This window comes from Campylobacter sputorum (genome assembly GCF_002220775.1).
Classification (GTDB): domain Bacteria; phylum Campylobacterota; class Campylobacteria; order Campylobacterales; family Campylobacteraceae; genus Campylobacter_F; species Campylobacter_F bovis.
Map to the genome: position 1 here is coordinate 1,063,476 of NZ_CP019685.1, position 11,754 is coordinate 1,075,229.

Below are 11,754 nucleotides of genomic sequence, written 5' to 3' on the forward strand. Positions count from 1 at the left end.
GTCAATACATAATAAATAAATTTAGAAAATATTGTAAACAAAAAAAATTAGATATTTTAAGTAGATTTTATTTCAATGTAACTATTAGTTAAAAATTCAAGGGAAAAGATTCCCTTGAAAATTTTATTCGACTTCTGCGTCTATAACATCATCATCTTTTTTATTTTTATCAGATGTGTTTTGCCCATTAGTATTATCTTTATTTTTATACATGCTCTCAGCAAGCTTATGACTAACATCGCTTAATGCTTTAACTTTTGCGTCAATTTGATCTTTTGAAGCATTCTCGTCTTTTAGGGTCTCTTTAAGATCATTTAAGGCTGCTTCTATTTTTGCTCTATCTTCTGAAGGTATTTTTTCTCCTAATTCATCTAAGCTTTTTTGAGTTTGATGAGCCAACGCATCAGCACTATTTCTAGCTTCAACTGATTCTTTACGTTTTTTATCCTCTTCTTTGTGAGCTTCTGCATCATTTACCATTTTATTTATCTCTTCTTCACTAAGACCGCTTGAGCCAGAAATTGTGATATTTTGTGCTTTACCTGTTGCTTTATCTTTAGCTGAAACAGTTAAAATACCATTTGCATCTATATCAAACTCAACTTCTATTTGCGGAACTCCTCTTGGTGCAGGTGGAATACCTTCAAGATTAAACTGACCCAAAGATTTATTATCTCTACTAAATTCTCTCTCGCCTTGTAAAACATGGATCGTAACTGCACTTTGATTATCATCTGCAGTTGAGAAAACTTGAGATTTTTTAGTTGGAATTGTAGTTCCTTTTTCTATAACTTTTGTCATAACGCCACCCAAAGTTTCGATACCAAGACTTAGCGGCGTAACATCAAGAAGTAAAACATCTTTTACATCGCCTTTTATAACAGCACCTTGAATAGCAGCACCAATAGCAACAACTTCATCAGGATTTACAGATTTGTTAAGATCTTTTCCAAATGCTTTTTTAACTTCATCTTGAACTAATGGAACACGAGTTGAACCACCAACCATAACTACTTCTTTTACATCTGACTTATCTAAGCCAGCCTCTTTTACAACTTTATTTAGAGTTGTGATTGTCTCAGCAACTAAAGAATCAATCATACTTTCAAATTTAGCTCTTGTTATAGTTTTTGTAAGGTGTTTTGGACCAGTTGCATCAGCTGTAATAAATGGTAAATTTATAGTCGTTTCCATAGCACTTGAAAGCTCTTTTTTAGCGTTTTCAGCTGCTTCTTTTAATCTTTGAAGTGCCATAACATCACTTTTTAAATCTATTCCACTCTCGCTTTTAAACTCACTAACTAAAAAATCTATAAGTTTATTATCAAAATCATCACCACCTAAAAACGCATTACCGCCAGTTGAAAGAACCTCAACAACATTATCGCCAGTTTCAAGAACGGTGACATCAAATGTTCCGCCACCTAAATCATAAACAACGATTTTCTCGGCTGTTTTTTTATCTAATCCATAAGCAAGTGCAGCAGCAGTTGGCTCATTAACTATTCTTAAAACATTAAGTCCTGCTATAGTTCCAGCTTCTTTTGTCGCTTTTCTCTGACTATCATTAAAATACGCAGGAACTGTGATAACCACATCTACAACTTTTTCTCCAAGGTAGCTTTCTGCGTCTTCTTTTAACTTCATCAAAACTTTAGCAGAAATCTCTTGTGGAGTGTAAATTTTGCCATCTATATCTATAGCGCATGCACCATTTCTATCGACTACTGCGTAAGGAAGTCTATTTTTTGCCTCTTGCGCATTTGGCTCATTCATCATAAGACCCATTATCCTTTTTATAGAATAAATAGTCTTTTTAGGATTTGTAACAGCTTGTCTTTTTGCTGTATCTCCAACTAAAATTTCACCCTTATCTGTAAAAGCAACCACAGAAGGAGTTGTGTTTTTACCCTCTTTATTTGGTATAACTTTACTTTCTCCATGCTCATAAATAGCAACACAAGAATTTGTTGTTCCTAAATCTATTCCTATAACTTTTCCCATTTTCTAACCTTTCATTAATTTTTAAATTTATTTTACAACTACAACCATAGATGGGCGTAAAATTCTATCTTTGTATTTATATCCTTTTTGATAAACCTCGACTATATCACCACTTTCTTTACCTTCTACTTCTATAATGTTTATAGCATTATGAAGCTCTGGATTAAATTTACCATCTGTTTTTATAGGTGTAATACCGTATTTTTCAAAGTTTTTCATAAATAAAGATATTGTCATTTCAACTCCATCTTTTATATTCTTAGCAAGTTCATTTTGAGATACATCCATTTTTATGGCCATTTCAAGGGCATCTAAAACAGGAAGTAAATCTCTTGCAAAACCTTCATTTGCAAACTCAACTGCTACAATTTTTTCTTTATCCATTCTTTTTTTAATATTTTCAAAGTCTGCAACAGTCCTTATAAATTTAGCCTTTAACTCAGCTAGTTCATCATTTTCAACTACTTGCTCATCTTTAATATCTTCTTTGTCAAGATTTTCAAAACTTACATTTTCATCATCATTAAAATTTAAATTTTCATCTAAGTTTTGCGTGTTTTCTTGTTCTAGTTTTTCTTCATTCATGCCACATCCTTTAAGTTTTCAAAAAATTTATCATAATCATTATAAACACTTCCTAAACATATCATTGTAGATTTTTCATCTTCAAAAATAACATTTCTTTTAATTGCCATAAAACCTTCATTTTCATTTGGTATAATATAAATACTGTTTTTTATATATTTTAAAATATTGCAATCAAGCATAAATTTAAACTTGTCATCTTTAAAAATATTGAACAACATAAACTCATTATCTCTAAATAAAATTTTGGATGTATTTAGTTGATTTATTTTTTTTCTAAGCTCACTAGCTCCTATTTGTATACAGAATTTTTCTAATTCATCCAAATCAATGCCAACTAAATTTAATAAAAGCTTATATATTTTGATATTAAATTTTAAAACTAGTTCTTCGCCATCAAAATCAAGTATAATAAACCTATCTCTATAATTTACAACATCTTTTAGAATTTGTTTTTTATTTTCAAAAATTATGCAATAAATTCCAAAATTTTTAATCAAAAAACTTAGTGCATGTTTGTCATTTATAACAAGCAATTCATCTAAATTTAATATACTTTTCCAATATTCATTCATAGCACAAACTGTAGGAATTCTACCTCCGCTAATATGAAGTTGTGTTATAGCTCCCTCATCGCTGAGTTTTTTGAAATAAACTCTAATCGTAGATGGTGGAATACTTTCATTAATCTTTAAGCACAACTCATTTGAGCCAACTGGAGTATTGTCACTTAGATACGACTTTATAATGGATTCAAGTATAAAATCTCTTTTATTTATTTTCATTATCTAGCACTCTCTAACTTTAATTGCTAGTGGTATTATACAACATTGAGTGGTTATTTGTCAAGTATTTTAACCTAAAAAAATATATTTAATTTTATTTAGTAAATATGACTAAATGTAAAATAATGTATATATTATAATTTTTTCCGTATAAAAATGATTAAATATATTATATTTAATACTATTAAAACTATTTATAATGTATTTTATATTATTTTTATACAAAATATATAAATTTATATAATATTTAATACATATTTAATAATATAATCTGTATAATTTCTAAATGATTCAAACAAATGATATCTTTAACCTGTTGCATAATGCAGTAGAATCCAAATATATGGGTAAAAAAATTTCGCATGCACAAATGGCTAAAAAACTTAATGTGTCTATGAGAACATATCAAGATTGGAGACTTGGAAACTCAAAACCACAAGCAGTTCAAGCAGCTTTTGAAATGCTTTGTGAACTTGAAAAAGAAGATATTATGTATGTGTTATCAAAAATAAAAAAAGGACTAAAAGAGTAATGCAAAAGCTTACAAGTAAAGAAAAAATGGAATTAGAACAGGTATTTTCAGTTATATGTGTAAATAGAAATAGTAAATTTATTGATTTTTACAAAAGTTTTTACTCGAACTTTTTTAGTGAAATAAATAAAATAAAAAAAAGAATAAAATATATAAAGAGAAAAATAAAATAGTATAGACAAAATATCTTTGTCTATACTAAAAATATTATAATGTTTTAGAGTATTTTAATCCTAAATCATAAGCTTTTAAATTTAATTCTTGAAATTTTTTAGGAACACTTTCTATCATCTTTTTTCTAACAACATCTTTATCCATAACATTTGTAAAGCCAACTGCCAGACCCAAAGCAATTACACTTTGAGTTATAACATTACCAACCTCATCTTTAGCTATAGAAATAATAGGTATCTCATAGATTTTATATCTTTCTTTGTCTTCATCTGTTGGTTTTACTAAATTTGGCTCTATTACTATTATGCCTCCTTGTTTGACACCATCTTTAAAAGCATCATAACTAACTTGTGCAGTAGCAAGCATAAATTCTATTTCTCCATCATTTGCATAAGGATAGAGTATAGGCTCATCATCAAGCAGTATATCAACTTTAGTTGGACCGCCCCTAACCTGAGATGTGTAAGTAGATGCTTTCACTCCATATCCACCATCTTCAATTTTAGCAGATGATAATATCTCTCCAGCAAGAATTACACCTTGACCACCAACACCAACAAATCTTAAATTGCGTCTCATTTTATCATCTCCCAATCTATAGCAACTCCATCTTTAGCAGCTTTAATAACTTGATCATATGCCTTGCTATACTCTATTTTAGAATTATCTTCATGTAATATACCAGTAGGATATAAATCTTTTCTCTCTTCTTCGCTCATTTGATCAAATTTTATTTTATTTACTATTTTACTATCAAGCCATTCTAACATTTTTGTAGCTTCGCCCATTTTATTTTTTCTACCTAAGTTTATATGGCAGTTTGAAAAAATATCGAAAAAGCTATAACCATCATGCGAAAAACCTTTTACAAGAGTTTTTACTATTCTATCCGGATTTAAAACACTCTCTCTTGCTACAAATGTCGCTCCTGCTGCAATTGCAAGCTTTGCAGCATCAAAATGAGGATCTATATTGCCATATTGTGCTGTTACAGTCCAAAAACCTTGTGGAGTTGTAGGACTTGTTTGAGAATTTGTAAGACCATAAATAAAGTTATTTATAAGAATATGATTAAGCCCTATATTTCTTCTACAACCATGAATCGTGTGATTTCCACCTATTGCCAAACCATCTCCATCTCCTGTTACAACTATAACATGTTTATTTGGATTTGCAAGTTTTATACCAGTTGCATAAGCAATAGCTCTACCATGAGTTGTATGAACAGTATTGCAATCCACATAAGAACTAAGTCTTCCAGAGCAACCTATACCACTTACTATACAAACATCATCCATATTCCAACCAAGTTCATGTATGGCTCTTATAATAGTTTTTAAAATAACTCCATCACCGCATCCCCAACACCATAATGTCGGCATTTTATTTGCTCTTAAATATTTATTATAATCAATTGCCATTTTAAAACTCCATAACTTTTTGTATAATTTCACTTGGTGAAATAGGTCTTCCATTTGCTTTAAGAAGTGTTTGTATATCATCTCTTAGCATACATTTTTTTATTTCTCCGTAGTATTGCCCCATATTTAGCTCAGCAACTAATACATTTTTAAATTTAGCTCCTATTTCTTTTAATTTTTCTTCAGGGCTTGGCCAAAGAGTAATTGGTTTAAAAAGACCAACTCTTTTTCCTTGTTTTCTTAACTCCTCTATAGCTACTTTTACACTAAGAGACACACTGCCATATGATATTACACAAATATCTGCATCATCTAACATATACTCTTCGTATTCTATTATCTCATCTTTATGAGCATTAATTTTATTAAATAGTCTTTTTATATTATAATCAACTATAGACCCGTCTTCTGTTGGAAACCCAGTTATACCATGATGAAGACCTGTTATATGATAATGATATCCTTTAAAAAATGGATTTAGTGTTGCTGGCTCATCTTCTTTAGCATTATAAGGATAATACTCTTTAGGATCGCCACTAAACTGGGCTCTTTTTATTATTTTAATATCCTTAACATCTGGAATAAAAGCTCTTCCTTGCATATGACCTATAGTTTCATCTAAAAGTAAAAATACAGGAGTCATAAAACGTTCTGCAAGATTAAAAGCCTTAATTGTTTGAGAATAAATTTCATCTAAACTACTAGGTGCCAATGTAATACTAGCAAAATCGCCATGAGTAGGATTTTTAGTCTGCATTATATCGCCTTGTGCTACTCTTGTTGGCAACCCAGTAGAAGGACCACCTCTCATAACATCAACAACAACCAAAGGAATTTCAGCAATAAAACCAAGACCTATTTGCTCAGATTTTAAAGAAATTCCAGGTCCACTACTTGCAGTCATTGCTTTTGTTCCGCTCATTGAAGCACCAAGAGCTACACTTATACCAGAAATTTCATCTTCCATTTGTATAAAATGTCCACCATTTTTTGGCAACAAACGACTCATCTCATGAGCAATTTCACTTGATGGTGTTATAGGATAGCCACCAAAAAATTTACAGCCACACTCAATTGCTGCTTGTGCAACCAAAGAATTTCCTGTTGTTATAAGCTCTCTCATGCTAGTTCTCCTTGCAATTTTTGATAGTTATTTGCTTTAATTTTTGCCGCTCTTTGTTTTGATTCTTCTGTGAGTTTAGCAAATTTAAAACCTTTATCTGCAACAAAAATTGCAAAATCAGGACAGTGATTTTCACACTCTCTACACCCAATACATGAATCAGGATTAACAACTTCTATCATTGTGCCACTAATAGCAGAAACTTCCTCTCTCATAGCAATTGTGCCACTAGGACAGTAGCTAACGCATATATTACACGCTTTACATCTTGACTCATCAACCCAAACAGGTCTATTTTCATTATCCATTTATTTTCCTTTAACCAAGTATCTCTTTTAACTTAGAGCCTATGTGTGCTGGACTCTCCACAACATAAACACCAACATCGCTTAAAGCTTTCATTTTTCCTTTTGCAGTGCTATCTTCGCCACTTATAATTGCACCAGCATGCCCCATTCTCTTACCTTTTGGTGCAGACTGACCCGCTATAAAAGCAATAATTGGTTTTGTTATTTGCGACTTTATAATCTCACAAGCTTGAATTTCTAAATTTCCACCAATTTCGCCTATCATAACAATAGCCTTTGTTTCTTCATCTTTTTCAAACATAGGTAAAAGCTCACTATAAGTTAAACCTATAATGCTATCTCCTCCGATACCAACAGCTGTTGATATGCCATAACCTTCATTTATGATTTGATTTGCACCCTCATAAGTTAGAGTTCCTGATTTTGAAATAAGGCCTATATTTGTTTTTGCTTTTTTAAATACCATTCCTGGCATAATGCCAAGTTTACACTCATCTGAACTTATAATGCCTGGACAATTTGGTCCTATCATCATCATACCACACTTATTTGCATAATTTTTTGCCCTAATCATATCATTAACAGGAGTGTGTTCTGTTATAACAACTGCTAATTTTATACCAGCATTTGCAGCTTCTATGATACCATCTGCAACAAATCTAGCAGGAACAAATATCAAAGAAACCTCGGCTTTAGTTGCATCAACAGCTTCTTTAACGGTATTAAAAACTGGTTTTCCAAGATGGGTTTGTCCACCCTTAAAAGGTGTAACTCCACCAACTATATTTGTACCATAAGCTAAGCATTGCTCAGAGTGAAAAGTACCTTCTTTGCCAGTAAAACCTTGAACTATAACTTTTGTGGTTTTATTTACTAGAATACTCATTATTTACCTTCCTTTGCTAGCTTAATTGCCATTTTTGCACCATCTTCAAGACCATCAACTGAGATTATATTTTCTATATTTGCACTTTTTAAAATTTCCATTGCTTCTTTTGAGTTTGTTCCATCAAGCCTTACTACAACAGGAACGCTTACTTTTGTTAATTTCGTAGCTTCTAAAATGCCATTTGCTATTCTATCACATCTTACAATACCGCCAAAAATATTTACAAATATCGCTTTTACATTTTTATCTCTAAGTATAATCTCAAAAGCTTTAGCAACAGTCTCAGGGCTTGCTCCACCACCAACATCTAGAAAATTTGTTGGTTTGCCGCCAACTGAATTTATAGTATCCATAGTTCCCATAGCAAGACCAGCACCATTTACCATACAACCTATATTTCCATCAAGCTTTACATAACTTAAACCATAATTTTTAGCCTCAACTTCGCTTGGTTCTTCTTCATCTAAATCACGCATTTTAGCTATTTTTTCTTGTCTATACATTGCACTATCATCAAATCCCATTTTAGCATCAAGAGGAATAAATTCATTTTGAGTAGTTAAAACAAGTGGATTTATCTCAACTAAATTTGCATCAGTATCTATGTATAGTTTATAAAGTTTTGTAAGTAAATTTGAAAATTTAATACTTAAATCTTTATCAAATTTCAAAAAAGAAGCAACTTCCATAGAATGAAAATCACAAAGTCCAATTTGCGGATCTATCAAAATGCTTTTTATAAGCTCTGGATTTTTATGAGAAACTTCTTCTATACTCATTCCGCCTTCAGCTGAAGCTATAAGCCCTATTTTTTCACTCTTTCTATCAAATGTAAAACTTAAATAAAACTCCTTAGCTATATCTGTGCCTTGCTCTATATAAACCTTTTTAACAAGTTTACCCTCTTTGCCAGTTTGAGCTGTAACAAGATTCATACCTATGATGTCATTTGCATATTTTTCAACTTCATTTAAATTTTTAGCGATCTTTACACCTCCGCCAAGACCTCTACCGCCCGCATGAATTTGAGCTTTTATAGCCCAAACATTTCCACCTATTTCTTTTGCGGCATTAAGAGCTTCATTTGGATTAAACGCGATCTTACCTTTAGCTACATTTATACCAAAATCATCAAGAAGCTCTTTAGCTTGATATTCATGAATATTCATGATACTCCTTTATTAAGTGTTTAGTTATTGTAAGTATATATGAATTTAATAAAAATAAACAATGTTTTATAAATTAACTTATTATATTTATTTTATAATAAATTTTAATTAAATTTATAAAAATTTAAGCTAAATATATCTACACTCTTATTTCAAATTTTCTAAAAATTTTATATTTTCGCTCTTGTTTCCTAATTTTGCATAATCCAAAGCATTATAACCAAGGTCATCTACGGCATTTATATCAGCCCCGCTTTGCATTAAAAATTTTAACATTTCTACATTTGAATGTTGTGCAGCATGCATAAAAAGAGTTCTTGAAGTATGCTCTAAATCACATAAATTTTGATAAAAAGGCAGTGTTACCATTCCTATATTTGAATTTATTGCAAATTTCTCATTTTTACTTATATATGTTGCATTTATATCAGCACCATTTTGTACTAGAAATTTTGTTGTATTTAAATCATTAAAGCCAACAGTATAAAAAATAGGAGTTTTTCCAAATGTATTTTTATAGTTAATATCTGCTCCATTTTTAAGCAAAAATTTAATGTTATTTATATTTTTTAGAGCAAAAAATATCGATGACTCGCTTCCTTCATTTACTTTTGCGCCCATCTTAAGAAGTTCTTCTAAAAATTTAACACTTTTTTCATGCAAAAGAGATATATTTAAAGCATTGCTAAGTTCACTTTGCGAATATTTATCTTTAAAAAGAATTTCTTGCAAACCATATAAATCGAAATTTGGATTTGATATACGCTTTTCAAAATCAGTAATATCAGGAACCTTCCCCATTATAGTATATGAAAAATCTCCAACTGAAAAATTTAAAAAGTCATTCATAACTTTTGTTGCATAAAATATGGCACTTCCTTCATCTATCTCTCTTTTTTTATAAAAAGAGACAAGATTTGACATATTTGCATTATATTCTTTCCAAAAATTGTTAAATAACTCAAAATTTCCTATACTATTATAAGCCCAAAATCTAAAATAAGCTCTGTTATCATCAGCAATTTTGCCATTTTCATCATTTAATGTTTTTGCGTAAATCTCAGGTGCAACACCAGCTTTTAAAAGAAGAAATTTAAACTCTTTTTGCTTTGCATTATACACAATACCCTTACAATTTAACCTATCACCCCTTATTTCTTTACTAATATCAAATAATTTATTTAAAAAATCTAAATTTAATAAAGAATTTTCGCAGTTAAAATCGATTTGTGTATTTAAAAAATCTATATCTAAATTTGAAAAAATTTCATCTTTATACTCTTTTATTTCATCGCAACTAATCTTGTTATCATCTAAAACTTTAGAAAACATCAAAACGGATGATAAAAATATCAAAAATAAAACTCTCATATTAATCCCTAAATTTAATAATTACAGGTCTAATTGTATCAAAATATTTTTCTTTTATGAAATTATTTTAAATTTTACCACCTACTATTTTGTATATTAAATTTTCGTTTTGAAGTAAAATATATTTATCATATAGTAAATTTAATTCATAATTTAACTTTGTATTTTGAGAATTTAAAAGATCATAAAGTTCGTTTTTACCACTATCATATCGTATTTGATAATATTTTGTGATATTTATACTATGAGTTAAAATTTTACTAGTATTTTCAAACTTAAGCTTATAATTTTCATAGTCTAAAAATGCTCTATAAAATTCATTTATTGCACTATTTAATTTTGTTAAAAAGTCGTTTTTAGCCATTTCATACTCAATCTCAGAAATCTTAATATTATTTTTAACCCTAGCAAAATCTAAAAAAGGAAGTGTTATTTGTATATTTCCGTTTAAAAAATTTAGCTTAAAACTATCATCAAATTTTTGCTCATTTGAATTAAGGGAAGCACCTATTGTAATGTTTGGATATAAACTTTTAAAAGTATATTTATAGTTATAAAATGCAGCTTTTAGTCTAAGTTCTGCTGCTTTTACATCTGGTCTATTTGAGAGAATTTCAAGAGGAATTTTCCTTGATATACCAAGAAGTTTTGTATCTAAAATACTATAATTTTCTAAATTTGGTAAATTTTGTGAATACATTAAATTTTTTAATTTTTCTCGAGTTGTGTAAATTTGCGTATTTATATTTAAAATCTTTTCATCTGTTTGCAATAAAGACTGATTTATCTGCTCAACCTCTAATTTATCGGCTCTTCCGTAATTAAATTTAGCCACTATAATTTCTTTTAATTTCTCATAATTTTGCTTCATTTTATAAATTTTATCTTTAGAATTTTGCAGATACATTAGGTTGAAAAATGTGCTAACGCTATCGCTTTTTATACTAAGATCAAGTGCGTTTAAATCAAGTTTTGAGGCATTTAGCAGCAAAGCTGATTGTTTATATTTATCCATAAATTTACCAAACAAATCAATCTCATAAGATACACTCAATGAACTTTTAAAATTTATATCGCTATTTGAATTTTCATCTATATTTTTATTTGCAGACGCATTGTAACTTGCACCAAAAGTTGGTAACAAATCCGCTCTTGATAGACCAAGATAAGCCATAAATTTATCTATATTTAAATTACTATTTTTGAAATCAAGATTATTTTCAAGTATTGTTTGCATTGTTTTGCTCAGCAAAACATTATCATAACCTTCCCACCAAGATAAATTTTGCTCATAATAACTCTCATTTACATCTCCAATAGGCGAAGTAAAATCATACTCTTTCATAGCACAACCGCTAAAAATAATCATAAAAATTATTATTAAATTTTTCAT

The 11,754-nt window shown here is 29.5% G+C and carries 12 protein-coding genes; 1 reads left to right on the top strand and 11 read right to left on the bottom strand.

Annotated elements, in window-relative coordinates; all coding sequences use genetic code 11:
* Positions 1 to 123: 123 nt before the first annotated feature.
* The 3 genes from dnaK to CSPB_RS05245 are packed head-to-tail and all read right to left on the bottom strand — an operon-like array spanning position 124 to position 3,374.
* Positions 124 to 2,004, bottom strand: coding sequence for a molecular chaperone DnaK (gene dnaK / locus CSPB_RS05235; protein ID WP_089193441.1), 1,881 nt, complete (start codon positions 2,002 to 2,004; stop codon positions 124 to 126).
* A gap of 27 nt (positions 2,005 to 2,031) precedes the next feature.
* Positions 2,032 to 2,589: a nucleotide exchange factor GrpE gene (gene grpE / locus CSPB_RS05240; protein ID WP_089193442.1), complete on the bottom strand. Its 558-nt coding sequence runs from the start codon at positions 2,587 to 2,589 to the stop codon at positions 2,032 to 2,034.
* On the bottom strand, positions 2,586 to 3,374 hold the full coding sequence (locus tag CSPB_RS05245) for an HrcA family transcriptional regulator (RefSeq protein ID WP_089193443.1): 789 nt from the start codon (positions 3,372 to 3,374) through the stop codon (positions 2,586 to 2,588). The genes grpE and CSPB_RS05245 overlap by 4 nt, the downstream gene beginning before the upstream one ends.
* Positions 3,375 to 3,660: 286 nt before the next feature.
* On the opposite strand from CSPB_RS05245, the gene CSPB_RS05250 reads away from it, so the two are divergent.
* Positions 3,661 to 3,906: a helix-turn-helix domain-containing protein gene (locus CSPB_RS05250; protein ID WP_033915852.1), complete on the top strand. Its 246-nt coding sequence runs from the start codon at positions 3,661 to 3,663 to the stop codon at positions 3,904 to 3,906.
* A gap of 207 nt (positions 3,907 to 4,113) precedes the next feature.
* Here CSPB_RS05250 and CSPB_RS05255 read toward each other — a convergent pair whose 3' ends face one another.
* From CSPB_RS05255 to CSPB_RS05290, 8 genes are all read right to left on the bottom strand, one after another.
* Positions 4,114 to 4,659: a 2-oxoglutarate:acceptor oxidoreductase subunit OorC gene (locus CSPB_RS05255; RefSeq protein ID WP_089193927.1), complete on the bottom strand. Its 546-nt coding sequence runs from the start codon at positions 4,657 to 4,659 to the stop codon at positions 4,114 to 4,116.
* A complete protein-coding gene (locus CSPB_RS05260) occupies positions 4,656 to 5,501 on the bottom strand; it encodes a 2-oxoglutarate ferredoxin oxidoreductase subunit beta (RefSeq protein WP_033915853.1) in 846 nt (281 codons plus the stop codon). Before CSPB_RS05260 ends, CSPB_RS05255 begins: the two co-directional genes overlap by 4 nt.
* A 1-nt stretch (position 5,502) precedes the next feature.
* Positions 5,503 to 6,624, bottom strand: a complete 1,122-nt coding sequence (locus tag CSPB_RS05265; protein ID WP_089193444.1) for a 2-oxoglutarate synthase subunit alpha — start codon at positions 6,622 to 6,624, stop codon at positions 5,503 to 5,505.
* The gene (locus CSPB_RS05270; RefSeq protein WP_089193445.1) at positions 6,621 to 6,932 is read right to left on the bottom strand and encodes a 4Fe-4S binding protein; all 312 of its coding nucleotides are present in this window, start codon (positions 6,930 to 6,932) and stop codon (positions 6,621 to 6,623) included. The genes CSPB_RS05265 and CSPB_RS05270 overlap by 4 nt, the downstream gene beginning before the upstream one ends.
* Positions 6,933 to 6,942: 10 nt before the next feature.
* A complete protein-coding gene (gene sucD / locus CSPB_RS05275; RefSeq protein ID WP_089193446.1) occupies positions 6,943 to 7,818 on the bottom strand; it encodes a succinate--CoA ligase subunit alpha in 876 nt (291 codons plus the stop codon).
* A complete protein-coding gene (gene sucC, locus CSPB_RS05280) occupies positions 7,818 to 8,990 on the bottom strand; it encodes an ADP-forming succinate--CoA ligase subunit beta (protein WP_089193447.1) in 1,173 nt (390 codons plus the stop codon). The genes sucD and sucC overlap by 1 nt, the downstream gene beginning before the upstream one ends.
* A gap of 147 nt (positions 8,991 to 9,137) precedes the next feature.
* A complete protein-coding gene (locus CSPB_RS05285) occupies positions 9,138 to 10,361 on the bottom strand; it encodes an ankyrin repeat domain-containing protein (RefSeq protein ID WP_089193448.1) in 1,224 nt (407 codons plus the stop codon).
* 67 nt (positions 10,362 to 10,428) lie between these two features.
* Complete coding sequence (locus CSPB_RS05290) at positions 10,429 to 11,754, bottom strand: TolC family protein (RefSeq protein ID WP_161492190.1); 1,326 nt, start codon at positions 11,752 to 11,754, stop codon at positions 10,429 to 10,431.